The organism is Streptomyces echinatus (genome assembly GCF_014203595.1).
GTDB classification, from domain to species: domain Bacteria; phylum Actinomycetota; class Actinomycetes; order Streptomycetales; family Streptomycetaceae; genus Streptomyces; species Streptomyces echinatus.
In genome coordinates, this window is record NZ_JACHJK010000011.1 from 105,017 (window position 1) to 130,397 (window position 25,381).

Annotated in this window: 25 protein-coding genes; 11 read left to right on the forward strand and 14 right to left on the reverse strand. The window is 71.0% G+C overall.

Annotation, left to right across the window (positions count from 1 at the left end):
• Window positions 1–42 precede the first annotated feature (42 nt).
• The 4 genes from FHS34_RS27750 (at window position 43) to FHS34_RS27765 (ending at window position 2,177) form a co-directional block, all read left to right on the forward strand.
• A complete protein-coding gene (locus FHS34_RS27750; protein WP_184970305.1) occupies window positions 43–660 on the forward strand; it encodes a TetR/AcrR family transcriptional regulator in 618 nt (205 codons plus the stop codon).
• A 4-nt stretch (window positions 661–664) separates the two neighbouring features.
• Window positions 665–1,156, forward strand: a complete 492-nt coding sequence (locus tag FHS34_RS27755; protein WP_184970307.1) for a hypothetical protein — start codon at window positions 665–667, stop codon at window positions 1,154–1,156.
• On the forward strand, window positions 1,150–1,590 hold the full coding sequence (locus FHS34_RS27760) for a hypothetical protein (RefSeq protein ID WP_184970309.1): 441 nt from the start codon (window positions 1,150–1,152) through the stop codon (window positions 1,588–1,590). Before FHS34_RS27755 ends, FHS34_RS27760 begins: the two co-directional genes overlap by 7 nt.
• Window positions 1,591–1,805: 215 nt before the next feature.
• Window positions 1,806–2,177 carry a hypothetical protein gene (locus FHS34_RS27765; protein ID WP_221509544.1) on the forward strand — a complete coding sequence of 124 codons (372 nt, stop codon included), beginning with the start codon at window positions 1,806–1,808 and terminating at the stop codon, window positions 2,175–2,177.
• Between the two features lie 121 nt (window positions 2,178–2,298).
• Here FHS34_RS27765 and FHS34_RS27770 read toward each other — a convergent pair whose 3' ends face one another.
• Both FHS34_RS27770 and FHS34_RS27775 read right to left on the reverse strand, forming a co-directional pair.
• Window positions 2,299–3,492 (reverse strand): ABC transporter substrate-binding protein, encoded by a 1,194-nt coding sequence (locus FHS34_RS27770; protein WP_184970311.1) that lies wholly within the window; start codon window positions 3,490–3,492, stop codon window positions 2,299–2,301.
• 181 nt (window positions 3,493–3,673) lie between these two features.
• Window positions 3,674–5,113 (reverse strand): gamma-aminobutyraldehyde dehydrogenase, encoded by a 1,440-nt coding sequence (locus tag FHS34_RS27775; protein WP_184970313.1) that lies wholly within the window; start codon window positions 5,111–5,113, stop codon window positions 3,674–3,676.
• A 204-nt stretch (window positions 5,114–5,317) separates the two neighbouring features.
• Between FHS34_RS27775 and FHS34_RS27780 the strand changes: the two genes are divergently transcribed.
• The 7 genes from FHS34_RS27780 to FHS34_RS27810 all read left to right on the forward strand — a co-directional run bounded on the left by FHS34_RS27780 (window position 5,318) and on the right by FHS34_RS27810 (window position 12,230).
• A complete protein-coding gene (locus FHS34_RS27780; RefSeq protein WP_184970315.1) occupies window positions 5,318–5,839 on the forward strand; it encodes an Lrp/AsnC family transcriptional regulator in 522 nt (173 codons plus the stop codon).
• A gap of 2 nt (window positions 5,840–5,841) precedes the next feature.
• Window positions 5,842–7,206, forward strand: coding sequence for an aspartate aminotransferase family protein (locus FHS34_RS27785; protein WP_184970317.1), 1,365 nt, complete (start codon window positions 5,842–5,844; stop codon window positions 7,204–7,206).
• A 190-nt stretch (window positions 7,207–7,396) separates the two neighbouring features.
• Window positions 7,397–8,137, forward strand: coding sequence for an ABC transporter ATP-binding protein (locus tag FHS34_RS27790; protein ID WP_184970319.1), 741 nt, complete (start codon window positions 7,397–7,399; stop codon window positions 8,135–8,137).
• On the forward strand, window positions 8,119–9,660 hold the full coding sequence (locus tag FHS34_RS27795) for a hypothetical protein (RefSeq protein WP_184970321.1): 1,542 nt from the start codon (window positions 8,119–8,121) through the stop codon (window positions 9,658–9,660). Before FHS34_RS27790 ends, FHS34_RS27795 begins: the two co-directional genes overlap by 19 nt.
• 133 nt (window positions 9,661–9,793) lie before the next feature.
• Window positions 9,794–10,201, forward strand: a complete 408-nt coding sequence (locus FHS34_RS27800; protein WP_184970323.1) for a VOC family protein — start codon at window positions 9,794–9,796, stop codon at window positions 10,199–10,201.
• Between the two features lie 36 nt (window positions 10,202–10,237).
• Complete coding sequence (locus FHS34_RS27805) at window positions 10,238–11,362, forward strand: LOG family protein (protein ID WP_184970325.1); 1,125 nt, start codon at window positions 10,238–10,240, stop codon at window positions 11,360–11,362.
• A gap of 166 nt (window positions 11,363–11,528) precedes the next feature.
• The gene (locus FHS34_RS27810) at window positions 11,529–12,230 is read left to right on the forward strand and encodes an LAETG motif-containing sortase-dependent surface protein (protein ID WP_184970327.1); all 702 of its coding nucleotides are present in this window, start codon (window positions 11,529–11,531) and stop codon (window positions 12,228–12,230) included.
• A 136-nt stretch (window positions 12,231–12,366) separates the two neighbouring features.
• Here FHS34_RS27810 and FHS34_RS27815 read toward each other — a convergent pair whose 3' ends face one another.
• The 12 genes from FHS34_RS27815 to rpsB form a co-directional block, all read right to left on the reverse strand.
• On the reverse strand, window positions 12,367–13,164 hold the full coding sequence (locus FHS34_RS27815; RefSeq protein ID WP_184970328.1) for a maleylpyruvate isomerase family mycothiol-dependent enzyme: 798 nt from the start codon (window positions 13,162–13,164) through the stop codon (window positions 12,367–12,369).
• Between the two features lie 23 nt (window positions 13,165–13,187).
• Window positions 13,188–14,207, reverse strand: a complete 1,020-nt coding sequence (locus FHS34_RS27820) for an ABC transporter ATP-binding protein (protein ID WP_184970330.1) — start codon at window positions 14,205–14,207, stop codon at window positions 13,188–13,190.
• The gene (locus tag FHS34_RS27825) at window positions 14,207–15,808 is read right to left on the reverse strand and encodes an ABC transporter permease (protein WP_184970332.1); all 1,602 of its coding nucleotides are present in this window, start codon (window positions 15,806–15,808) and stop codon (window positions 14,207–14,209) included. Before FHS34_RS27825 ends, FHS34_RS27820 begins: the two co-directional genes overlap by 1 nt.
• A 47-nt stretch (window positions 15,809–15,855) precedes the next feature.
• Window positions 15,856–16,929: a thiamine ABC transporter substrate-binding protein gene (locus FHS34_RS27830; protein WP_184970334.1), complete on the reverse strand. Its 1,074-nt coding sequence runs from the start codon at window positions 16,927–16,929 to the stop codon at window positions 15,856–15,858.
• Between the two features lie 215 nt (window positions 16,930–17,144).
• Window positions 17,145–18,251, reverse strand: a complete 1,107-nt coding sequence (rlmN, locus tag FHS34_RS27835) for a dual-specificity RNA methyltransferase RlmN (RefSeq protein WP_184970337.1) — start codon at window positions 18,249–18,251, stop codon at window positions 17,145–17,147.
• A gap of 125 nt (window positions 18,252–18,376) precedes the next feature.
• On the reverse strand, window positions 18,377–18,691 hold the full coding sequence (locus FHS34_RS27840) for a S1 domain-containing protein (protein WP_184970338.1): 315 nt from the start codon (window positions 18,689–18,691) through the stop codon (window positions 18,377–18,379).
• A 164-nt stretch (window positions 18,692–18,855) separates the two neighbouring features.
• Window positions 18,856–20,118, reverse strand: a complete 1,263-nt coding sequence (locus tag FHS34_RS27845) for a cytochrome P450 (protein ID WP_184970339.1) — start codon at window positions 20,116–20,118, stop codon at window positions 18,856–18,858.
• 313 nt (window positions 20,119–20,431) lie between these two features.
• Window positions 20,432–21,562: a phosphatidate cytidylyltransferase gene (locus tag FHS34_RS27850; RefSeq protein ID WP_184970341.1), complete on the reverse strand. Its 1,131-nt coding sequence runs from the start codon at window positions 21,560–21,562 to the stop codon at window positions 20,432–20,434.
• Window positions 21,562–22,119: a ribosome recycling factor gene (gene frr, locus FHS34_RS27855; protein WP_184970343.1), complete on the reverse strand. Its 558-nt coding sequence runs from the start codon at window positions 22,117–22,119 to the stop codon at window positions 21,562–21,564. The genes FHS34_RS27850 and frr overlap by 1 nt, the downstream gene beginning before the upstream one ends.
• A gap of 185 nt (window positions 22,120–22,304) precedes the next feature.
• Complete coding sequence (gene pyrH / locus FHS34_RS27860) at window positions 22,305–23,063, reverse strand: UMP kinase (protein WP_184970344.1); 759 nt, start codon at window positions 23,061–23,063, stop codon at window positions 22,305–22,307.
• Window positions 23,064–23,275: 212 nt separating this feature from the next.
• The gene (tsf, locus tag FHS34_RS27865) at window positions 23,276–24,112 is read right to left on the reverse strand and encodes a translation elongation factor Ts (protein WP_184970346.1); all 837 of its coding nucleotides are present in this window, start codon (window positions 24,110–24,112) and stop codon (window positions 23,276–23,278) included.
• 184 nt (window positions 24,113–24,296) lie between these two features.
• On the reverse strand, window positions 24,297–25,244 hold the full coding sequence (gene rpsB / locus FHS34_RS27870; protein WP_184970348.1) for a 30S ribosomal protein S2: 948 nt from the start codon (window positions 25,242–25,244) through the stop codon (window positions 24,297–24,299).
• Window positions 25,245–25,381: the final 137 nt, after the last annotated feature.

The window sequence follows — 25,381 nt, forward strand, 5'->3', positions numbered from 1 at the left end:
CCCGATGTATACACTGCGCACATTAGGAGGCGGGAGTGTGCAGTGTCAACATCGAGCGGAGTCCGCTACCACCACGGCGATCTGCGGGCGGAGTGCCTGCGGGCGGCCCTGGACCTGCTGGAGGAGAGCGACGAGGCCGCGGTGTCGCTGCGGGCGGTCGCCCGCCGGGCGGGCGTGTCGCCGAATGCGCCGTACCGGCACTACCCGGACAAGGAAGCCCTGCTCGCCGCGCTGGCGGTGCACGGTTTCCACGAGCTGCGCGCAACCCTGCTCGCCGCGGTGGAACCCGCGGCGGCGGGCCAGGAGGTCGTGTCCCTGGCCCAGGCCTACGTGCACTACGCCCTGGACCACCCCGCCCTGTTCCGGCTCATGTTCAGCAGGCCGTGCAGCCCCGACCACCCGGAGGTGACGGCCGCCGGCGACCGGACCTTAGCGGTCATCTCCGCCCGGGCCGGCACCGACGGAACCGGGGAACCCCAGGAGGCCCGGCCGGCCGGCTGGTGGCCACTGGTCCACGGCCTCGCCTCACTGGCCCTGCACGGGAAACTGCCGCGCGGCGGCGACGTCCGGCAGATCGACGAACTGGTGAAGGACACGGTCACCGCGATGTGCGGCACCGGCACCGGCACCGGCACCGGCACCGGCACCGGCCGATCGTGAGGAAGTGAGCAGCTCCGTGCAGTTCCGCATGACCGTGTTCCCGCCCACCTCCCACACCCCGCCGGCACTCCGCCCGGACCTCGCCGAGGACTACGAATCGCTGGTCATGGATGCCTGCGAGCTCCTGGCCGAGACGGACTGCCGCTTCGATGTGGCGGGGTTCGGCCAGAATCCGTGGCCGGTGGACGTCTCCTACGACCTGTCGTCCGTCATCGAGCAACTCCCGCGAGCACGGACGGCCCTCCGCCGCGGGGAGCCAGCGCGGATCGACTTCTACGGACAAGGGGTCGAACGGGTCATCACGTTCGACCCGGTCGGCGAACGGGTCACCATGACCTGCACGACACGGACCGACCGGATCCCCGCCCAGGCGAAGGAAACAGCCTCCCTCACGGCCGTCGAGGGCATGCTGGCCGCACTGGCCCATGACTTCCGGCAGGCACTCGACCGGGCCTGCCCGGACATCGCGACACGAGAGCCCTTCACACAATGGTGATCACGTTCCAGTTCACCGTACGGCCCGACCAGGGCGCCCCCAGCGGTTTCGACATGGGCGACATGCTCGTCACCGGCGCCCTCGGCACAGCCAACTCATCCGGCCACGTCCCCGACCAGGGAATGATGATCTACCTCTCGGTCGTCCAATTGCTTGACAGCCTGCGCGAATTCCTCCAGGGCGACGCTCGCGTGCTCAGCTACATCGGCGCCGACACGTCGTTCAACCTCGTGGTGAGACGAAACAAGGACGGCCTGTCGGTCGCCGGCAAGAACGGCGTCATCGCCCGGACGACCGTTCCAGAGCTTGCCTCCGCTGTGCTGCGTCCGGCCGAAGAGCTGGGGCGCTCTCTCCCTCAGGAAGACCCGGTCGCATCCGACTGGGAAACCGTCCTCACGGCGTTCCGCCCTCTCGTACCAGACACACGGGGCTGACGACGGGGCGTCCGAAGGCGAACCACGTGGTCTCTGCGCTGGAGCCGGGGCGCGGCGGACCGCCGGCGTCCAGTCACTGACGGCAGCGTCGCGTGCGACCCTGGCCCGACAGCAACGCGCAGGAGGCCCTCGGCAAGGCCTTGGAGCGCCGGGGTCAACGGGATACCCGGCGTCGGAACCGCCTTCGTCAAAGACAAGTTCCCGGGAGGTGCACCGTGACGGATCGCTTCACCGGCAGACCTCTGTCCCTCCTCGAACGGCACGTCGTCGCCAAGCTGCTCGCGTCGGAATTCCCAGGCGCGAAGGAGTTGAGGAGTCAGCTTGCTGCGGCCCGTGTCATCGGCCACTGGGGGGCCGAGTCTCCGAGTGTCGACCTGGAAGTGCCGGCCGATGTCCCGGAAGCACGGATCGCGGACGGCATCATCCCGGCCACCGGCACGGTCACGGACGGCTCAGGAGAGCTCGTCGGAGAACTGCTCGTCTGGGTGAGCGGCGGAAAGCTCTCGGCCCTCGAATTCTCGTGGTACGGCGATGCCGCTCCGACGGAACTGCCGGACCCCGGCCTCGTCGCGGTGAGGGTCGAGTAATGGCCTGATGGCGGCACACTCATGAACGGACCGGAGCAGTTGTATCAGCCGACTTCGGCCGCCGCACTCCTCTTCGAGCAGCCCACTCGTTTCGCACCGAGTTCGCGTCCTGAGGCAGACCCTAAAGGCCCACGATCTTGTTCCAGCGCTGGGCGAACTCCGTTCGTTCCGTGGGTCTGATGTCCCGGGCTATGGCCAGACGTCGGCGCATGTCCGAGTTCGGGAAGATCAGGGGGTTGTCGGCGAGGGCCGCGGTGTCCTCGTCCTTGGCGGCGGCCAGGACCTCGCGGGCCGCCGGGACCGGGCAGACGTAGTTCACCCAGGCGGCGAGCCGCGCGGCGACCTCGGGGTCGTAGTAGTAGTCGATCAGGCGCTCGGCGCTGGCCTTGTGGCGGGCCCGGTTGGGGATCATCAGGGACTCCGCCCACATCTCGGCGCCCTCCTCGGGGACGACGAAGCGGATGTCGGGGTTGTCCGCCTGGAGCTGGATGACGTCGCCGGAGTACGCCTGGCAGGCGAGGACGTCCCCGCTGACCAGGTCCTTGGTGTAGTCGTTGCCGGTGAAGCGGCGGATCTGGCCCCGGTGGACCTCCCGCTCGACCTGGTCGCAGACCTGGTGGAAGTCTTCCGCGGTCCAGCGGGTGATGTCCACGCCGTTGCCCTGCATGAGCAGCGCGAACGCCTCGTCCAGACCGGACAGCAGGGTCACCCGGCCCTTGAGGTCCTTCGCCCAGAGGTCCTTCACGTGCCGGATGTCACGGCCCAGCTTGCGGCGGTTGTAGGCGATGCCGGTGATGCCGGACTGCCACGGCACGGTGAACCGGCGTCCCGGGTCGAAGGCGGGCGAGCGCAGCAGCGGGTCGAGGTACTTCGTCACGTTCGGCTGGTGGGCGCGGTCCATCTCCTGGACCCAGCCCAGCCGGACGTACCGGGCGCACATCCAGTCGCTGATGACGATCAGGTCGCGGCCGGTGGACTGGTGGTTCATCAGCGAGGGGCTGATCTTGCCGAAGAACTCGTCGTTGTCGTTGATCTCCTCCACGTAGTCGACGGAGATCCCGGTGCGCTGCTCGAACGCGTCCAGCGTGGGCCGCTTGTTGGGGTCGTCGTCGTCCGTGTCGATGTACAGCGGCCAGTTCGCCCAGGTCAGCTTCTTGTCGGCCGCGGACTCGTCGGCGACGGCGCGGTCGCCGGGCTCGACGTAGGCGGCGGGTACCCCGCAGCCGGCCAGGGCGCCGAGCGCGGCGGTGCCGCCGAGGGCGCGCAGCAGGGAACGGCGGGACAAGGCGGTCGTACGGGAAGATGTCTGGGCCACCCGGGAAGCATGACGCCCCGCCGGGGGCAGGGACAATCGACGCTGCGTCGAGCGGGCCGGTGCCTGTCCGACACCTTGTCGACACCTTCGCGATCACCGGGGGCGGCAACGCGGCGGCCCCGGACGGGGAGGTGTCCCGTCCGGGGCCGCCGCGGCCGTACCGGTGATCAGATGCCGGCCGTCAGCCGTCCAGGGACGTCATCACGTGCTTGATGCGCGTGTAGTCCTCGAAGCCGTACGCCGAGAGGTCCTTGCCGTAGCCGGACTTCTTGAAGCCGCCGTGCGGCATCTCGGCGACCAGCGGGATGTGGGTGTTGATCCACACGCAGCCGAAGTCGAGCTTCTTCGACATGCGCATCGCGCGGCCGTGGTCCTTGGTCCACACCGAGGAGGCGAGGGCGTACTCGACGCCGTTGGCCCACTCCACGGCCTGGTCCTCGTCGCTGAAGGACTGGACGGTGATGACCGGGCCGAAGACCTCGTTCTGGACGATCTCGTCGTCCTGCTTCAGGCCGGAGACGACGGTCGGGGCGTAGAAGTAGCCCTTGTCGCCGACCTGCTGGCCGCCCGCCTCGACCTTGGCGTGGGCGGGGAGGCGCTCGATGAAGCCGGCGACCTGCTTGAGCTGGTTGGGGTTGTTCAGCGGGCCGAAGAGGACGTCGTCGTCGTCCGGCTGGCCGGTCTTCGTCTCGGACGCGGCCTTCGCCAGCGCGGCGACGAACTCGTCGTGGATGGACTCCTGGACCAGGACGCGGGTCGCGGCCGTGCAGTCCTGGCCGGCGTTGAAGAAGCCCGCGACGGAGATGTCCTCGACGGCCTTGGCGATGTCGGTGTCCTCGAAGACGACGACCGGGGCCTTGCCGCCCAGCTCCAGGTGGACCCGCTTGACGTCCTTGGAGGCGGACTCGGCGACCGAGATGCCCGCGCGGACGGAACCGGTGATGGAGGCCATCGCCGGGGTCGGGTGCTCGACCATCGCGCGGCCGGTGTCGCGGTCGCCGCAGATGACGTTGAAGACGCCCTTGGGGAGAACCGAGCCGATGATGTCGGCGATCAGGACGGTGGAGGCGGGGGTGGTGTCCGACGGCTTCAGGACGACCGTGTTGCCCGCGGCGATGGCCGGGGCGAACTTCCACACGGCCATCATCATCGGGTAGTTCCACGGCGCGACCTGCGCGCAGACGCCGACCGGCTCACGGCGGATGATCGAGGTCATCCCGTCCATGTACTCGCCCGCCGAGCGGCCCTCCAGCAGCCGGGCCGCGCCCGCGAAGAAGCGGATCTGGTCGACCATCGGAGGGATCTCCTCGGAGCGGGTCAGCCCGGTGGGCTTGCCCGTGTTCTCCACCTCGGCCGCGATCAGCTCCTCGGCGCGCTCCTCGAACGCGTCCGCGATCTTCAGCAGGGCCTTCTGCCGCTCGGCCGGGGTGGTGTCACGCCAGGCCGGGAAGGCACGCGCGGCGGCCTCCATGGCCGCGTCCACGTCCGCCTGCCCGGACAGCGGCGCGGTGGCGTACGCCTCGCCCGTCGCGGGGTTGACCACCTCGGTGGTCCGTCCGTCGGCGGCGTCCCGGAACTCACCGTCGATGTAGTTGCGCAGACGACGCAGCTCGGTGCTCACTGCCGGCCTCCTGATCTGGTTCGAGGGTTTGAGCCACAGCCTGTCCAGCCTGCTCCGGCTGTCCAATCGCTGAGACACCCCACCCTAATCGGCGCACCCACGTTTTCAACACCCCCACCGCGACTCCGTCTGCGAAATCCGCAAGCAAGGGCCTCTCAAACAACGAATTTCATCGATCGGGGGTTGCAGAACTGTCGAGACGTCGTGCACAGTGAGGTCGTGGCCAGTCGAAGCGCAGACCAGAGGGACTCGTCCCGCGAGTCCAGGAACGGCGGCAGTCCCCAGCTGGACGCCGTCTCCCTCGCCATCATCCAGCAGCTCCAGGAGGACGGCCGCCGGCCGTACGCCGCGATCGGCAAGGCCGTCGGCCTGTCCGAGGCGGCCGTGCGCCAGCGCGTCCAGAAGCTGCTGGACCAGGGCGTCATGCAGATCGTCGCCGTCACGGACCCGCTCACCGTGGGCTTCCGCAGGCAGGCGATGGTCGGCATCAACGTCGAGGGTGATGTCGAGTCGATCGCGGACGCGCTGACTGACATGTCGGAAGTCGAGTACGTGGTGATGACCGCGGGCTCGTTCGACATCCTCGCCGAGATCGTCTGCGAGGACGACGACCACCTGCTGGGCGTCATCAACAAACGCATCCGGGCCCTGCCCGGAGTGCGCTCCACCGAAAGCTTCGTCTACCTGAAGCTGAAGAAGCAGACCTACATGTGGGGAACCCGATAACCGTGAGTTCAAAGGACCTCAGCAAGACCGCGTACGACCACCTGTGGATGCACTTCACCCGCATGTCCTCGTACGAGAACTCCCCCGTCCCGACCATCGTCCGGGGTGAGGGCACCTACATCTACGACGACAAGGGCAAGCGCTACCTCGACGGTCTCGCGGGTCTGTTCGTGGTCCAGGCCGGTCACGGCCGCACGGAGCTGGCCGAGACCGCCTCCAAGCAGGCCCAGGAGCTGGCCTTCTTCCCGGTGTGGTCCTACGCCCACCCCAAGGCCGTCGAGCTGGCCGAGCGGCTCGCGAACGAGGCCCCGGGCGACCTGAACAAGGTCTTCTTCACCACCGGCGGCGGCGAGGCCGTCGAGACCGCCTGGAAGCTCGCCAAGCAGTACTTCAAGTTGGTCGGCAAGCCCACCAAGTACAAGGTCATCTCCCGTGCGGTCGCCTACCACGGCACCCCGCAGGGCGCCCTGTCCATCACCGGGCTGCCGGGTCTGAAGGCCCCCTTCGAGCCGCTGGTGCCGGGCGCGCACAAGGTGCCGAACACCAACATCTACCGCGCGCCGCTCTTCGGTGACGACCCGGAGGCCTTCGGCCGCTGGGCCGCCGACCAGATCGAGCAGCAGATCCTCTTCGAGGGCCCGGACACCGTCGCCGCGGTCTTCCTGGAGCCCGTGCAGAACGCCGGCGGCTGCTTCCCGCCCCCGCCCGGCTACTTCCAGCGCGTGCGCGAGATCTGCGACCAGTACGACGTGCTGCTGGTCTCGGACGAGGTCATCTGCGCCTTCGGCCGCCTGGGCACCACCTTCGCCTGCGACAAGTTCGGCTACGTCCCGGACATGATCACCTGCGCCAAGGGCATGACCTCGGGCTACTCCCCGATCGGCGCCTGCATCGTCTCCGACCGGCTCGCCGAGCCGTTCTACAAGGGCGACAACACCTTCCTGCACGGCTACACCTTCGGTGGCCACCCGGTGTCCGCCGCGGTGGGTCTCGCCAACCTCGACCTGTTCGAGCGCGAGGGCCTCAACCAGCACGTGCTCGACAACGAGGGCGCCTTCCTGCAGACCCTGCAGAAGCTGCACGACCTGCCGATCGTCGGCGACGTCCGCGGCAACGGCTTCTTCTACGGCATCGAGCTGGTGAAGGACAAGCACACCAAGGAGTCCTTCAACGACGAGGAGACCGAGCGCGTCCTGTACGGCTTCCTCTCCAAGGCGCTGTTCGACAACGGCCTGTACTGCCGTGCCGACGACCGCGGCGACCCGGTGATCCAGCTCGCCCCGCCGCTGATCTCCAACCAGGAGACCTTCGACGAGATCGAGCAGATCCTGCGGGCCACCCTCACGGAGGCGTGGACCAAGCTCTGATCATCCGACTGGATGACCGTTCCGGCCCCGGCGCCGTCCGTTCGAGTGAGAACGGCGGCCCGGGGCCGTGTGCTGTCCGGGCTCCCGTCCGGGACCTGCCTAGCGTGCCAGTGACCGATCGGCCCAGCCTTCGTTCCCCCGGACGGGGGAACAGGCACGGGGAAACGGATCAGAACCGAGGTGTACGCCCATGGAGGCCCCGCCGGACAACGACGTGCTCTGGGCACGCTCCCTGCACTTCACGCACCGCGACGGCTCCCCCGGTCTCACCGGGGTCTCGCTCGGTGTACGGGAGGGCGAGATCCTCGCCGTCAGCGGCCCGCGCGGCAGCGGCAAGACGACCCTGCTGCGCTGTCTGTCCGGCCTGGTGCCGATCGACGCGGGAGAGGTCTGGTTCAACAGCTCCCCCGTGCACACGCTCGGCCCGATGGCCCGCGAGCGGCTGCGCCGGGACCGTTTCGGCTGGATCGACCCGGAGCCGGTCCTCGTTCCCGAGCTGAACGTCTGGGAGAACGCCGCGCTCCCGCTGATGCTGCGCGGCGCCGGACGACGGCGGGCCAAGGTGGCGGCACTGGAGTGGCTGGAGCGCCTGGACGTCGGCGACAAGGCCCGCGCCCGCCCGCACCGGCTGCGGCACGCCGAGCGCCAGCGCGTCGCCATCGCCCGCGCCCTCGCCCCCGGGCCCACCGTCCTCTTCGCCGACGAGCCCACGGCTCCCCTGCACCGCGCCGACCGCACCCATGTGCTGCGCACCCTCGCCACGGCCGCCCGCTCGCACGGCATCACCGTCGTCCTCGCCACGCACGACCCCGACACCGCCGCCCTCGCCGACCGCACGGTGGCCCTGCTGGACGGGCGGCGCGTCCACACCGTGCACCTGCCGGACGCCCCCGACGCGGAAGGCCGGGCCGCGTGCTCGCTCTCCGTCTGACCCGCGCCGGCCGGCCCGCCGTCCAGCTGCGCCGCCTGCTGGTGGCCGCGGCCTCGGCGGGTACCGGCTTTCTGCTCCTGGCCAGCCTCGGCCACGCCCTGGACCACCCGGAGGCCCCGAGCGCCGCCGCGCTGCGCCTGGCCTGGTGCGCGGCACCGCTCGCCGCCACGGTGTACCTCGCGCTCGCGGTCGCCCGCACCGACCCCGGGGCCCGGCCGCGCCCCGGCCTGTCCGCCGTGGGCCTCGGCCCGGGCCGCCTCATGGCGCTCTCCGCCCTGACGACGGCCCTGTCCTGCGCCCTGGGCTCGATGCTGGCGCTGCTGGTCTTCCTGCACCTGCGCGGCGATCTGTCGGGCATGCCGTTCGACGGCGCGGGGGCGGACTTCCTGGCCGCGGGCAGCCCCCTGCCCGTCCCGGCGACGCTGACCCTGCTCACCCTGCTCCCGGCCGCGGCGACCACGACGGTGGCCGTGGCGCTGCGCCCCCGGGACCCCCGCCCGGCCGCCCGGCGCTCCCGGGGGTTCGGCCGCTTCGGGGCGTACGGGAACGTCACGGCGAAGGAGACGTTCGGAGCGTACGGACGCTTCGGCGCCCGCCTCGGCCTCCGGCCCCCGGCGCACACCGACGAGGGGCAGCGGTCCGGCCACCCGCGGGCCGGGGACGCGGACGGAGACGCGCGGCCCGGCCACCGGCACACGGGCGGCTCCGGCGACGGCGAGCGGCCCGGCCACCGGTCCGCGGACGGCGATCCGCACCCCGCGGGGACTCGTGCCGCCGGGGCGGCGGAGGTGCCCCCGCGCGGGCGAAGCCGGGCGTGGGGAAGAGTGGGCGCGGACGGCGACCACCCGGCGCCGGACGGCACGAACCGTCCCGAGGCCCCGGCGCCGGACGGCACGGCCGCCCCCGAACCCCCGGACCCGGACGGCGCGGCGGCCGACGCCGGCTCCGGCGGTACCCCCGCCGACCTGCCCTGGGGCGTGGCTCTCGGCACCGCCGGTCTGGCCGTGCAGGCCTACGCCGGCCGTTCCACCCCCGCCCCCGCGCTCGCCGTGCTCCTCGGCTGGCTCCTCACCGGCACCGGTCTCGTCCTGGCCGGCCCCGGCCTCACCCACCTCTGCGGCCTGCTCCTGCAGTGCACCCGCCCGGGTGCGCTCCGGCTGCTCGCCGGCCGGGTCCTCATGACGGAGGCCGCCCGGATCGGCCGCCCCCTCGGCGTGGTCTGCGCGGTCGCCTCCGCCGGCTACGCCACGACCGTCCTGCAGGACGGACCGGCCCGCGCCTTCGGACCGCTGTCCGCCCTCGGCGTGCTGGTCGTCGCCGGGGCCACGCTGGCCACCCTGCTCACCGCGGCCGTCGAGGCCCGCCAGTGCCGCGCCGGCACCACCGCCGCACTGCTCCGCCTCGGGGCGCCGCCCACCATGCTGCGCGGGGCCGCCGCTCTGCGCGCGGTCGCCCTGCTGGCCCTGTTCGCCCCGCTCACCCTGGGGATCGCCGGCCTGTCGGCACTGCCCCTGGCCCGCTGACCACCGCCCGGGGAACCCCGCCGTGCGGAGAGCCGGCAAAAAGATCGCCGGGCACCGATGAGTCCGGGGCGCGCGGGCCGTCTACCCCTTCGAACGCGGGGAACCGCGCACGACCCCTACGGGAGAGGCCCGCATGTACCAGCAGATGATCTTCGTGAACCTGCCCGTGAACGACCTCGACGCCTCGAAGAAGTTCTTCACGGAACTCGGCTACACGATCAACCCGCAGTTCAGCGACGAGAAGGCGGTCTCCGTGGTGATCAGCGACACCATCGTCGCGATGCTGCTGACCAAGCCCTTCTACTCGACCTTCACGAAGAAGGAGATCGCCGACGCGACGACCACCAGCGAGGTGCTGATCTGTCTGAGCGCCGAGAGCCGGGAGAAGGTGGACGAGCTGGTGGAGAAGGCGATCGCGGCCGGCGGCACGGCGAGCGGCACGACCCAGGACCACGGATTCATGTACGGCCGTGCCTTCGACGACCTGGACGGCCACACCTGGGAGGTCGTGTGGATGGACCCGGCGGCCGTGCAGGGCTGACCCCCGCGGCCCGAACATCCGTGCCAGCATGGGCGGGTGCATCCGACACCCGCCCAGCCGCCCCGTGCCGCCCACGACCACGAGATAGAGTCCCTCGCCGAGTTCGACGAGGTGGTCGCCGAGCACGGCTCACTCGCCCGGTTCCGCGTCCAGGCCGTCGACCTGACCGGCCGCACCGCCGTCCTGCTCCGACTCGACACCGCCGGCGCCGTCTTCCTCGGCTGCCCGATGGACGCCGAGGCCGCCGCCCATGTCCGGTCGTCCGGAGCCCTGGTGTTCCCGCCGGTCCCCGGGCTCCCCTTCGACCCGTACCGCGGATTCGTCTACACGCCCGACGAGTTGTTCGAGTCCCTGGACGGGGGGTACGAGGCGACGCCCGACGCGCGGGCCTACGCCTGGTTCGAGCGGACCAAGGCCGACGGTGACATCTTCGGCTCGATGCTGCGCGCCGTCCACGACGACGCCGTCTCCGACGCTCTGGACGAACTCCTCGCCGGCGCCCGGGTGGTGGGCGTCATGGGCGGCCACGCGATGGCCCGCGGGACCACCGCCTACGCCGGTGCCGCCCGGCTCGGCCGGGAGCTGACCCGCGCCGGGTTCACGGTGGCAACCGGCGGCGGGCCGGGCGCGATGGAGGCGGCCAACCTCGGCGCGTACGCGGCTCCGTTCGCCGACGACATGCTCGACGACGCGCTACGGCTGCTCGCCAAGGCGCCCTCGTTCCGGCCGTCCGTCACGGACTGGGTGCGGGCCGCCTTCGAGGTGCGCGAACGCTGGCCGGGCGGCGGGGCGTCGGTGGGCATCCCCACCTGGTTCTACGGTCACGAGCCGCCGAACGCCTTCGCCGCGCACATCGCCAAGTACTTCGCCAACGCCACCCGCGAGGACGGCCTGCTGGCCCGCTCCACCGCCGGGGTGGTGTTCCTGCCGGGCGCCGCCGGGACCGTACAGGAGATCTTCGACAACGCGACGCCCAACTACTACGAGTCGCGCGGTGAGCCGACCCCGATGGTGCTCGTGGACAGCGTGCACTGGACACGGGAGTTGCCGGCCTGGCCGTTGCTCCGGTCGCTGGCCGAGGGGCGGGCGATGGAGTCCCGTATCACCCTCGTTGACCGGATCGAGCAGGCGCCGGAGGCCATCAAACGTCTGGGCGGTTAATAAGCGGGCAAAGTCAACGCCTGTTGACGGCATATGCGTTGACACTACTTATGGAGCGCTTATAAACCTGTGAGCCTCCTGGGGGCGCCGGGGCCTCACCTCATCCGTCGTCCCAACGCCCCCACAGCCCCCCGCAATTGCACTCTGTAAAGGACAAACGTTGTCCATGACTCGCCGTAGCGTACGCCGTTCCGTGCGCCTCCTGGGTGTCGCCTCCGGGTCGACGGCGCTGGTGCTGGGCCTGGCCGGCTCCGCCCTCGCCTGCAACATCAAGGACTTCTCCGCCGAGGCCAAGTGCGACGGCGGCAAGGGTGTCATCGTCGTCACCGACACGGACGCCTCCGCCAAGGACGCCACCGTCACCGTCTTCCTCAAGGGGATCGGCGGCATCGAGACGAAGGTCGGTGAGCAGCCGGTCAAGGGGTCGAAGAAGGGCAGCCGGATCACCTTCGCGGAGAACTGGAAGCCGAGTGCCACCTACCGGGTGCACGTCGAGGCCGACCAGGCCGTCGACGAGGACATCCAGCCCGACCTCGTGACCCCGTCCACCGCCTGCAAGACGGAGAGCCGGCCCCCTAAGCCGACCCCCAGCACCCCGCCGCCGTCCCCGTCCCCGTCCAAGTCCGAGTCCGAGTCCGCGCCGGCCGAGTCGGCGACCCCGACCCCGTCGGCCTCCGAGTCCACGTCCGCCCCCGCGGACACCTCGAACAACGCGCCGTCCCCGGCGGTCGGTGAATCCAACCTCGCCGAGACCGGTGCCGACTCCAACACCGGTCTGATCGCCGGCATCGCGGCGGCCCTGGTGGTCGTCGGCGGTGGCGCGGTCTGGCTGGGCATGCGCCGCCGCAGCACGAGCCGCAACGGCTGACGCCCGGCACCGTACAGCGCCTGAAGCGGGGGCGCCGTACCTCGCCTGACGTCCGGCGTCCGGCCCCGATACCGCGCCGCGGCCCGGCCTCCTATCCCCAGGGGCCGGGCCGCGGTCGCGCCCGGCCCCGCGGGGGTCAGCCGAAGGTGGCCCGCTCCAGCCAGAACTCCAGCAGCTCCCGGTCGCCGAGGACCTCCAGGCCGGGGCTGTCCAGCGGCAGCCGGCGGTAGAAGGCGAGCAGCACCGAGGTGAGCGGGCCGCGCAGGGCGACCGTGGCCTTCTCGTGCCCGCGCCGCCAGCTCACGCCCTCCGCGCCCAGCTCGACGAGCCACTCGGCGTTCAGGGCCGGGTCGGTGTCGGTGGCGTGCAGATGGAGGGAGCGCCCCGGCCCGCGCAGCTCCTCCGCCGCCTCGTGGGGCAGGTTGCGCTGGATCCACTCCACGAGCTGGAGCCACTCGTCCAGCGCGTCCGCCGCGATGTCCGGCGCGACCTCGTAGGGCAGTCCGGCGGCGAGCGCGGCATCGGCCCGGTGCACGGTGATCTCGTGGGTCATCCGGCGGGCCCAGAAGCCGGCGTTCAGCTCCCCCGCCCACCCCCATACCCCGGCGTCCGGGCCGGCCTCGCGCAGCGCGCCGACGACCAGCTCGCCGCTGTCCGCGAGCCACTTGTCCAGCGCCGCGGCGTCACCGCGCTCCTCCGGCCCGCCGCCCAGCGGCACCCGCTCCTCGGGGATGTTCTCCTGCGCCCGGGCCCGCACCAGGGCGTCCACCCAGCGCAGGGCACCCCCCATGTGCCGCACGAGATCCTCCAGGGACCAGTCCGGGCAGGTCGGCACGGTCGCGGACAGGTCGGCGCCGGAGGTCACCACGGCCCTCAACCCGTCGACTTGGTGGACGAGTTCAGCACAGTAACGGTCATGCGGAAGCAAAGGCATGACCTCACCCTAGGGGCGCGTGATCAGTCCAGTACGACGATTTCCGGCACGTCGAACTCCACGCCCACCGGGACCCCGGGCTCCGGCGCGTCCCGGAGCGCACAGGCGGCCTCCAGGCGCGGGCCGTCCTGCGGCTGGAGACGGACGGCCACATGGGTGCCCCGGAAGGTGCGGGCGGTCACCGTGCAGGGCAGACCCTGGTCGGCCGGCACGAGACGGACCCCGGCGGGGCGGACCAGGACGGTGCGGCTGCCCTGCGGCGAGCCGTCGGGCACGGGCAGCTTGCCCCACGGGCTGTCGGCGGCCGTGCCGGCGACGGTCGCCGGGACCACGTTCTCGAAGCCGAGGAAGCGGGCCACGAACGCGTCGGCCGGCCGCTGCCACACCTCGACCGGCGTCCCGGACTGTGCGATCCGCCCGTCCCGCATCACCACCACCCGGTCGGCCAGCGCGAACGCCTCGCCCTGGTCGTGGGTCACGGCGAGCACGGTCGTCCCCAGCCGGCCGAACAGCTCCCGCAGTTCGACCACCAGCCGTTCGCGCAGCGAGCGGTCCAGCTGACCGAGGGGCTCGTCCAGCATGAGCAGCCGGGGCCGGGGCGCGAGCGCCCGGGCGAGGGCCACGCGCTGCTGCTCGCCGCCGGACAGGGAGGCCACGGCCCGCCGGGCGGCCCCCGGCAGCCCGACCAGTTCCAGCAACCGACGCACCTCGGCGTCCCGTTCGCCCCTGGACACGCCGTGCATGCGCGGCCCGAACGCCACGTTCGCGCCGACGTCCCGCTGTGGGAAGAGCTGGTGGTCCTGGAACATCAGACCGACGCCCCGCTTGTGCGCGGGCACGCCCGACTGGTCGCGGCCGTCGAGCAGCACACGTCCGAAGTCCAGCCGCTGCAGGCCCGCGACGGCCCGCAGCAGCGTCGACTTCCCGCTGCCGCTGGGCCCGAGGACGCACACCACCTCGTGCTCGGCGACGTCCAGGCCGACCGCGTCGAGCACGGCCCGGCCGCCGAAGCGCACGGTCGCGGCGTCCAGGGTCAGCAGCATCAGAACTCCCCCGTCCGGTCGGTGCGCAGCCGCTCCAGGATCAGCAGCGCGGCGGCGCACACCACCATCAGAATGGTCGAAAGGGCCATGGCTTGGCCGTAGTTGAGGTCCCCGGGGCGGCTGAGCAGCCGGGCCACGGCGACCGGCAGCGTGGGGTTGTCGGGCCGGGCGATGAACACGGTGGCCCCGAACTCGCCGAGCGACACGGCGAACGCGAACCCGGCCGCGACCAGCAACGCCCGCCGCACCAGCGGCAGGTCCACCTCCCGCCACACCCGCCAGGGCGAGGCCCCGAGCACGGCCGCCGCCTCCCTGAGCCGGACGTCCACCGCCCGCAGCACGGGCAGCATGGTCCGTACGACGAAGGGGGCGCCGACCAGGGCCTGGGCGAGCGGCACCAGGATCCAGGACTGGCGCAGGTCCAGCGGCGGCTCGTCGAGCGCGATCAGGAAGCCGAAGCCGACGGTCACGGCGGAGACGCCGAGCGGCAGCATCAGCAGCGCGTCGAAGCCCCGCACCAGCCGGCCCGCGTCCCGGCGGGCCAGCGCGGCGGCGGCGAGCCCGCCGATCAGCACGGCGATGGCGGTGGCGGTGGCGGCGTACTCCAGTGACGTCCACACCGCGTGCACGGGCGCGACCAGGAACGTACCGCCGTCCGGGTCGGTCAGCGCCCGGTAGTAGCCGAAGCCGTCCGCGTCCAGCGAGCGCCGGACGAGGACGGCGAGCGGCAGGACCAGGAGCAGGGCGATGGTGGCGAGGACCCCGGCGAGCAGCGCCCACTGTCCGGCTCCGCGCGGCGGGTGCGCGGTCACCCCGGCGTCGACCAGGCGCAGGCTGGTCTCCCGCCGCCGTACCGTCCAGGCGTGCACGGCGAGGATCGCGCCGACGGCCGCGAACTGGACGAGGGTGAGGACGGCCGCCGTGGACAGGTCGAAGACCTCGGAGGTCTGCCGGTAGATCTCGACCTCGAGGGTGGAGAAGGTGGGACCGCCGAGGATCTGCACCACACCGAAGGAGGTGAAGGTGAACAGGAACACCATCAGGGCGGCGGCGGCCACGGCGGGCGCCAGCGCGGGCAGGGTGACCTTGCGCCAGGCGGCCGACGGGGAGGCGCCCAGCATCCGTGCGGCCTCCTCCTGCCGGGGGTCGAGCTGGGCCCACAGCCCGCCGACCGTGCGGACGACGACCGCGAAGTTGAAGAAGACGTGGGCCAGCAGGATCGCCCACACCGTGGTGTCGAGACGTACGCCCCACAGCTCGTCGAGCAGCCCGTGGTGCCCGACGAGGGCGAGGAACGCGCTGCCGGCGACGACGGTGGGCAGCACGAACGGCACCGTGACGACGGCCCGCAGCACCTGCTTGCCGGGGAAGTCGAGCCGGGCGAAGACATAGGCGGCGGGCAGCGCCGTCAACAGGGTGAGGGCGGTGGAGGCGAGCGCCTGCCAGGTGGTGAACCACAGCACGTGCCGGACGTCCGGCTGCCCGACGACGTCCGCGATCCGCCCGAACTGCCAGACCCCGTCCACCTTCAGCCCGCGCGTGACGATCGCGGCCACCGGCCAGGCGAAGAACAACGCGAAGAACGCGACGGGCAGGGCCATGAGCCCGAGCCGCGCCGCGCTCCCGCGCGTGCCCCTCTTGCGAGCGGCTACTTCAGTACGAGCGAGGTCCACGACTTGACCCACTGGTCACGGTTGGCGGCGATCTTCGCGGGGGCCATGGTCTCGGGGTCCTCGGCGGCCGGGCCGTACTCGGTGAACTCGGCGGGCACCTCGGCGCCCCGCACCACCGGGTAGACGTACATGTTCAGCGGCATGTCCTGCTGGAACTCCTTGGAGATCAAGAAGTCCAGGAACGCCTTGGCACCCTTCGGGTTCTTCGCGTCGGCGAGCAGTCCGGCGAACTCGATCTGCCGGAAGCAGGTGGCGGTGGCGACGCCGGTCGGGGCGGTGCTGGGCCGCTTCTTGGCGTAGAGGACCTCGGCGGGCGGGGAGGAGGCGTACGACACGACGAGCGGGCGGTCACCGCCGGCCTTCTTGCCGCCGGTGGAGCCGGAGAACTCCTGGGAGTAGGCCTGTTCCCAGCCGTCGACCACCTTGACGCCGTTGGCCTTGAGCTTCTTCCAGTAGTCCTGCCACCCGTCGTCACCGTACGCGGCGGCGCTGCCGAGCAGGAAGCCGAGGCCGGGCGAGGAGGTGGAGGCGTTCTCGGTGACGAGGAGGTTCTTGTACGCGGGCTTGGCGAGGTCGGCGAAGGTCCGCGGCGGGGTCAGCTTGTGTTCGCTGAACCAGGCCTTGTCGTAGTTGACGCAGATGTCGCCGTAGTCGACGGGCGTGACCCGGTGCTCGTCCTTGTCGAGCTGGTACGAGGCGCCGACCTTGTCGAGGCCCTTGGCCGCGTACGGCTGGAACAGCCCGTTGTCCAGGGCCCGCGACAGCAGGGTGTTGTCGACGCCGAAGAAGACGTCGCCCTGCGGGTTGCCCTTGGTGAGGATGGCCTTGTTGACGGCCTGCCCGGCGTCGCCGTCGTTGAGGACCCTGAGCTTGTAGCCGGACCGCTTCTCGAAGTCGCGCTGCACCTTCTCGGAGACGGCCCACGAGTTGTGGCTGACCAGGGTCACGGTCTTGGAGTCCGCGGACGACGTGCCGTCGCCGGAACCGCACGCGGACAGGCTGATCAGGCCGAGCCCGACCGCCACGGCCACGAAGGTCTTGTTCTGCACTGGATGTCCTCCTGGGGTTGGCCAGGAAGAGACGCGGCCCCGCCCGGGAGGCTCACGAGGAGAACCCGGGCAGGGCGCAACAGCTTGAGTGATGACCGAACTCCCTACCCAGAATGACCTGGGCGAGGTTCAGAGGGTCTGCGGCCCTGTCCGCCGCACTCTCAGCGCTGTGGCGCTCCCCTGTCGGAATATGAAGATGTGTGGACCGGGCCAGATTACCGTTCGGTGGCCGCGAGCTGGCCACAGGCTCCGTCGATCTCCTGACCACGGGTGTCCCGGATGGTGACGGGCACACCATGGGCCGCGATGGCCTCGACGAACGCCTTCTCGTCCTCGGGCCGCGAGGCGGTCCACTTCGAGCCCGGCGTCGGGTTCAGCGGAATGAGGTTGACGTGCACGGGCTTGCCCTTGAGCAGCCGTCCGAGCCGGTCACCGCGCCACGCCTGGTCGTTGATGTCGCGGATCAGCGCGTACTCGATCGACAGCCGCCGCCCGCTCTTCTCTACGTACTCGAACCCGGCGTCCAGCACCTCGCGCACCTTCCACCGCGTGTTCACGGGGACGAGGGTGTCGCGCAGTTCGTCGTCGGGAGCGTGCAGGGAGATCGCCAGCCGGCACTTGAAGCCCTCGTCGGCGAACCGGTGGATGGCCGGAACCAGTCCGACGGTGGAGACGGTGATCCCGCGCTGGGACAGTCCGAGCCCGTCCGGCGCCGGGTCGGTCAGCGCGCGGATGGCACCGACGACCCGCTTGTAGTTGGCGAGCGGTTCGCCCATCCCCATGAAGACGATGTTGGACAGCCGCGCCGGTCCGCCGGGCACCTCGCCGTCGCGCAGGGCCCGCATCCCGTCCACGATCTGGTGGACGATCTCGGCGGTGGACAGGTTGCGGTCCAGGCCCGCCTGGCCGGTGGCGCAGAACGGGCAGTTCATCCCGCATCCGGCCTGCGAGCTGATGCACATGGTCACCCGGTCCGGGTACCGCATCAGGACGGACTCGACGAGGGTGCCGTCGAACAGCCGCCACAGCGTCTTGCGGGTGGTTCCCTCGTCGGTGGACAGATGCCGCACGACGGTCATCAGCTCCGGGAACAGCGCTTCCTGGAGCCTGGCGCGCGAACCGGCGGGGATGTCGGTCCACTGCTCCGGGTCGTGCGCGTACCGCGCGAAGTAGTGCTGCGAGAGCTGCTTGGCACGGAACGGCTTCTCACCGATCTCGGCCACCGCGTCCTTGCGCTCGGCGGGCGAGAGATCGGCGAGATGCCGCGGCGGCTTCTTGGCTCCGCGCGGCGCGACAAAAGTGAGTTCTCCGGGCTTAGGCATGGCTGTACCAGTGTCGCAGATCCAATTGGGTGACCTGCGGGTGTCGCTCACTACGACTGTCACTAGTAGGCATCACCCGTCGCCCCTGAGCGGCCTCGGACGGCCCAGGGACGGCCCAGGGACGATCACTCGTCGGCTGCCCGCCACTCGTCGAGCCGGACCCTGACCTGGTGGTTGTGGGCGTGCCAGAAGACCTCACCCTCGACGAAGGCTCCAAGGGCCGGGAGGTCCATTCCCTGCGGCATGGACGTGATCTCCGCGAGCGCTATGGCGTTCGGCACGCCGTCTATACGTATGAAGACGCCGAAGGGCTGGCGACCGATGACCTCTCCGGTGACCGGGGTCCCCACCGGGAGGGCCGCGACGGTCGCCGCCCAGCCGGCCGGCACCACGTCCGCGGCCGGCACCTCAGGGCCCGAGGGCCACGCGTACTCATCCATCGCCAGATCATGACGCACGGGCGCTCGGAAGGCACTGTGCCGAGTCGACGACCGCCGGCCTCTGCCCCTGGGCCCCCGGCAGCACGACAGGCCCCGCAGGCCTCGGCTTCGGCACACGTACGACCGGCTTTTCACGTGCGCCGCTCCCGGTGGCAGTCCATTCCTCACCAGGTCACCGGCAGGGTTCTCGGTCCGCGGATCAGGCCCTGGCGCTGGAACTCGACCTCCTCCGGGGGCACGGCCAGCCGGATGCCGGGGAAGCGGGCCAGGACGGAGCCGATCATGACCTCCGCCTCCATGCGGGCCATGACGGCGGCCAGGCAGTGGTGCGGGCCGTGGCCGAAGGCCATATGGGCGGCGCCCTCGCGGTCGAGATCGAGGGTGCCGGGGCCGGGGAACACCCCGGGGTCGCGGTTGGCGGCGAGATAGGCGTTGTAGACCACGTCGCCGGCGCGGATCAGCCGGCCGCGGACCTCGACGTCCTCGGTGGCGACCCGGGGGATGCCCACGCCGTTGCGGTGGGGGACGTAGCGGAACAGCTCCTCCACGGCCCTGGGCAGGAGTTCCGGCTCACTGCGCAGCCGGTCCAGCTGCTCGGGGTGGGTGAGCAGCGCGTACATCATCGAACCGCTGTTGTTGCGGACCGCGTGACCGCCGCTGACCTGGACGGCCATGGCGAGGGAGACCGCCTCGTCGTCGGTGATCTCGCCCGTGGCGGCGGCCCGCGCCAGTACTCCGGCCAGGTCCTCGCGGGGCTCCGCACGGCGGCTGTGGAGCAGCGCAGCGATCCGTGCGCGGGTGGCCCCGGCCGCCTCCTGGGCGCGTTCCGCGGACCCGGCGCCCGCTGACAACAGGGCCTCGCCCGCCCCTGCCCAGTGGTGCCAGTCCTTCTCCGCCACGCCCAGGAAGTCGCGGAGCACGGCGATCGGGAAGGGGCCGTGCAGATGTTCCATGAGGTCGGCCGGGGCGCCGGCGCGTGCCATCCCGTCGAGCAGCTCCGCGGCCCTGCGCTCGGCGAGCGGGCGCAGTCGCCGCATGCTCCCGCCGGTGAACGCGCGGGCGACGACCCGGCGCAGCAGGGCGTGCCGGGGCGGGTCGACGTACTGCAGTCCGGCGGTCTGCGAGGCCACCGGCACCGGGCGCATGGCGGTGACGTCGCGGCCGACGACCTGTGCCCGGGAGAAGCGCGGGTCGGAGGTGACGAAGCGGACGTCCTCGTACCGGGTGACGAGCCAGGCCCAGCCGGCCCCGTACGGGAGCCGGATCCGGGCCACCGGTTCCTCGCTCAGCAGCTCGTCCAGGAACGGATCCGGATCGAGCGCGGGCAGGTCGTCGACGGGCCAGAACCTCACCGGCGGGGCGGGCGGGCCGTGGGTCCGGACCGGAGCGGCCCGGTCCGCCGGGGGCGGGGCGGGATCGAGGGGCATCGGGCACACTCCCTGCTGCGTCACCGGGCGGCAGGGGGAACGCCGTCCTCTGAGGGAGTCTGCCGCGCACGGCGCACGGCCGCCGATTCCTGCTGCGGCATCCGGGTACGCGGCCCTGTTCCCGGCTCACCGGCTCACCGGCTCACCGACCACCCGCCTCGGAACCCACGCGGATCCGCTCCCGAGACAGACGCGGATCCACCCCTCGCGCCGGCGCAGCTCCGGGACAGGCGGCGGGCCCCCGTCCTGCGTTCAGGACGGAGGCCCGTAAGCCTTACGGCCAGCGATCACCGGCCGGGACCGCGGCCCCGGTTCAGGCGCTGCCGACGAACACGACCATCAGCAGCCAGACCACGGGTGCCGTGGGCAGCAGCGAGTCCAGGCGGTCCATGATGCCGCCGTGACCGGGGAGCAAGGTGCCCATGTCCTTGATGCCCAGATCCCGCTTGATCATGGATTCGCCGAGGTCGCCCAACGTGGCGCTGGCCGCGACCGCGAGGCCCAGCAGCAGCCCCTGCCACCAGGCGCCGTCGTCGATCAGGAACTGCATGCACAGGGCGCCCGCGACCATCGCGAACAGCACCGCGCCCAGCAGGCCCTCGCGGGTCTTGCCGGGGCTGATGCGCGGGGCGAGCTTGTGCTTGCCGAAGCGCCAGCCGACCGCGTAGGCGCCGGTGTCGCTGACCACCGTCAGCAGCAGGAAGGTCAGCACCCGCCAGGGGCCGTCGTCGGCGGTGAGCAGCAGCGCCACGAACGTCGCCAGGAAGGGCACGTAGAACGCGGCGAAGACACCGGCCGTGACGTCCTTGAGGTAGCCCTCCGGTGGCTCCGTCATGCGCCAGACCAGGACGGCGAGGGCGGTGAGGGCCATGGCGACCCACGCGCCCTCGGCGCCGCGCACATAGCCGGCGACGACCATGGCCGCGCCGCCCACCGCGAGCGGCACGAGCGGTGCCTTGATGCCCTTGCGCTCCTGGAGCCTGCTGGTCAGCTCCCACAGGCCGACGACGACGGCGATCGCGACGACGCCGACGAACACGGCCTTGACGATGAACAGGGACGCGACGATCACCACACCGAGCCCGACGCCGACCCCTATGGCGGCGCTCAGGTCACGGCCCGCGCTTTTCTTCTGCGGCGCCGGCGGCGTCTGCGGGACGTCGGACATGGGCTCCGGGTTCTGGGTCTCGGCCGGGAGTTCCCGGGCCTGGAACGTCTCGTCTCGGAACAAGGGGCCGCTCAGCCGGGCGGCCCCTCGGTCGTCGTCCTGGTCTCCGCCGAACACGGGTTCGTCGGGCACGATGGGCATGGGGCGAGTCTGCTGCGCCACAGGCGCATCGTACGCGGGACCCGCCGGGGCAGCCCCCTGGACCGGCCCACCGACGGTGGATGCCCAGTACCCGGCCTGCCCCGATGGCGGCGCTCCCCAGGAAGAGTCGCTCATCAGACTTCGAGCAGCTCCGCTTCCTTGTGCTTGAGGAGCTCGTCGACCTGTGCGACGTACTTGGCCGTCAGGTCGTCCAGCTCCTTCTCCGCACGGCGGCCCTCGTCCTCACCGATCTCGCCGTCCTTGATCAGCTTGTCGATGGCGTCCTTGGCCTTGCGGCGCACGGAACGGATCGAGACCTTCGCGTCCTCGCCCTTGCTCTTGGCGACCTTGATGTACTCGCGGCGGCGCTCCTCGGTCAGCTCGGGGAACACCACACGGATGATGTTGCCGTCGTTGCTGGGGTTGACGCCCAGGTCGGAGTCGCGGATGGCCTGCTCGATGTTCCGCAGCGCGGTCTTGTCGAACGGGGTCACGACCGCCATGCGCGGCTCCGGCACGGAGAACGAGGCCAGCTGGTTGATCGGTGTCGGGGCACCGTAGTAGTCGGCCACGATCTTGTTGAACATCGCCGGGTGCGCACGGCCGGTGCGGATCGCGGCGAAGTCCTCCTTGGCGACCACGACGGCCTTCTCCATCTTCTCCTCGGCCTCGAGGAGGGTCTCTTCGATCACCACTTGCTCCTGCGTGTCTTGAGTAAGGCCCGGCTGCGGTTCCTCTGTCGGGGCGGCGGCCGGCTGCGTCGCGTCTTCTTCCTGCACGGTTCCCGACCGGCAGGACATTGTCCATCCCCCGGCCAGGGCGCGTCCCGTCCGTCCCTCGGACAGGTGGCGCGGCCCGGGCGCCGGGGACGTACCGGTCAGTCCCGGCTGTCCTGGTCACCCACCAGCGTGCCGATCTTCTCACCCTTGACGGCACGGGCGATATTGCCCTCCGCGAGGAGCTCGAAGACGAGGATCGGGAGCTTGTTGTCACGGCACAGCGTGATGGCGGTGGCGTCGGCGACCTTGAGGTCACGGGTGATGACCTCGCCGTACCCGAGCGCGTCGAACTTCACGGCGTCGGGGTTGGTCTTGGGGTCGGAGTCGTAGACCCCGTCCACGCCGTTCTTGCCCATCAGCAGCGCCTCGGCGTCGATCTCCAGGGCGCGCTGGGCGGCGGTGGTGTCGGTGGAGAAGTAGGGCATGCCCATTCCGGCGCCGAAGATGACCACGCGGCCCTTCTCCAGGTGGCGCACGGCGCGCAGCGGGATGTACGGCTCGGCGACCTGGCCCATGGTGATGGCGGTCTGCACGCGGGACTGGATGCCCTCCTTCTCCAGGAAGTCCTGGAGGGCGAGGCAGTTCATCACGGTGCCGAGCATGCCCATGTAGTCGGAGCGGGCGCGGTCCATGCCGCGCTGCTGGAGTTCGGCGCCGCGGAAGAAGTTGCCGCCGCCGATGACGACCGCGATCTCGGCCCCGTCGCGCACCACGGCCGCGATCTCGCGGGCCATCTTGTGCACCACATCCGGGTCGACGCCCAGGCCCCCGCCACCGGAGAAGGCCTCTCCGGACAGCTTCAGCAGAAACCGGCCGCGCACTTTGCCGTCGTCGCTCTTCTGGGCCTTGGTGGTCATGGGGATCCCGCCTCTTTCATGTGTTGCACATACGAAGAAGGCCATTGCCGATGGGGTCGCTTTTCGCTCCCATGCGCGGCAATGGCCTCCTCGTCAGATCTGCTGCCGTCCGCCTCACACCGGGTGACGGTGTACGCGGACGACTGCGGTCGACCCTACCGGGAATTCCTCGGGGATCTACCCGTGGGTCACGCCTCGATCGCGGTACGGACTCAGATGCCGACCTTGATGCGCGCGAAGCGCTTCAGGGTGACACCGGCCTCGTCCAGAACCTTCTGGACCGACTTCTTGTTGTCGAGCGCGTACGGCTGGCCGAGCAGCGTGGCGTCCTTGAAGAAGCCGTTCAGACGACCCTCGACGATCTTGGCGATCGCGGCCTCGGGCTTGCCCTCGGCGCGGGTGGTCTCCTCGGCGATACGACGCTCGGACTCGACGACCTCGGCCGGGATCTCCTCCTTCGCCAGGTACTTCGGCGCGAAGGCGGCGATGTGCTGGGCGATGCCCTTGGCGACGTCGGCGTTCGGCTTGTCCAGCTCGACCAGGACACCGATCTGCGGGGGCAGGTCGGGCATGGTGCGGTGCATGTAGGCGAGCACGAAGCCGTCGCCGAACTGCGCGAAGCGGTCCAGGACGATCTTCTCGCCGAGGTTGGCGTTGGCCTCGTCCACGAACGCCTGGACGGTCTTGCCGGCCTCGATCTCGGAAGCGAGCAGGGCCTCGATGTCGGCGGGCTGCGTCTTGGCGACGTGCTCGGCGATGGCCTTGGCCACGGCCTGGAACTTCTCGCCCTTGGCGACGAAGTCCGTCTCGCACTTCAGCTCGACGATGACGCCGGAGGAGTTGTCGTCGGCGATGATGGAGACCACGGCGCCGTTCTCGGCGGAGCGGCCCTCGCGCTTGGCGACGCCCTTCTGGCCCTTGATGCGCAGCGCCTCGACGGCCTTCTCGACGTTGCCCTCGGCCTCGTCCAGCGCCTTCTTGCAGTCCATCATGCCGGCGCCGGTCAGCTCACGGAGCTTCTTGACGTCGGCGGCGGTGTAGTTCGCCATGAGTCTGTGAGTCTTTCTCGAAGTCTGGAAGATCTTCTGGATCCGCACGGTATGCGTTCCACCGGGGTCGCGGACCGCATACGTCGTGCCGACCTACGGGTGAACAGCGGGGGCGGACTTCACCGCGCCGGAGGCGCCGTGGGAATCAGTGCCGCCCCCGCTGTCGAACGCTGACGATTCGGCGTCAGGCCTGCTCGCCCTCGGCGGCCTTCTCGGCCTCGGCCGGAGCGGCCTCAGCGGCCGGAGCGGCCTCGGCGGCCTCAGCGGCCGGAGCGGCCTCGGCGGCCTCGGCGGCCTCGGCGGCCGGAGCAGCCTCAGCGGCCGGGGCGGCGGCCTCGGCGGCCGGAGCCTCGTCCTTCTTCTCACCCTCGAGCAGGTTGCGCTCCCACTCGGCCAGCGGCTCGCCCGCGGCCTTCTCGCCCTTGTCGCCGGTGGCGACGCGCGAGCGGGAGATGAGACCCTCGGCGACCGCGTCGGCGATCACACGGGTGAGCAGGGTGACGGAGCGGATCGCGTCGTCGTTGCCCGGGATCTTGTAGTCGACCTCGTCGGGGTCGCAGTTGGTGTCGAGGATCGCGACGACCGGGATGTTCAGCTTCCGGGCCTCACCAACGGCGATGTGCTCCTTCTTGGTGTCCACGATCCAGACGGCGCTGGGCACCTTCTGCATCTCGCGGATACCGCCGAGGGTCTTCTCCAGCTTGGCCTTCTCGCGGGAGAGGACCAGCAGCTCCTTCTTGGTGAGGCCGGAGGCGGCCACGTCCTCGAAGTCGATCTGCTCGAGCTCCTTGAGGCGCTGCAGACGCTTGTAGACGGTCGAGAAGTTGGTGAGCATGCCGCCCAGCCAGCGCTGGTTGACGAAGGGCATGCCGACGCGGGTGGCCTGCTCGGCGATGGCCTCCTGCGCCTGCTTCTTCGTGCCGACGAACATGACCGTGCCGCCGTGGGCGACGGTCTCCTTGACGAACTCGTAGGCGCGGTCGATGTACGACAGCGACTGGAGCAGGTCGATGATGTAGATGCCGTTGCGCTCGGTGAAGATGAAGCGCTTCATCTTCGGGTTCCAGCGACGGGTCTGGTGACCGAAGTGGACGCCGCTCTCCAGCAGCTCCCGCATCGTGACGACGGCCATGGCCGTATCTCCTTGGTGTTCTCGGTTGTGCCGCGTCCGCCGGACGGCGGTCGCGCCTGACGCCCGCGATGCGCCGTGCCACGAAGGACCGAGAGGCGCTTGGTACGAACCGTTGCCGGCTGCCGTACCGGGGCGTG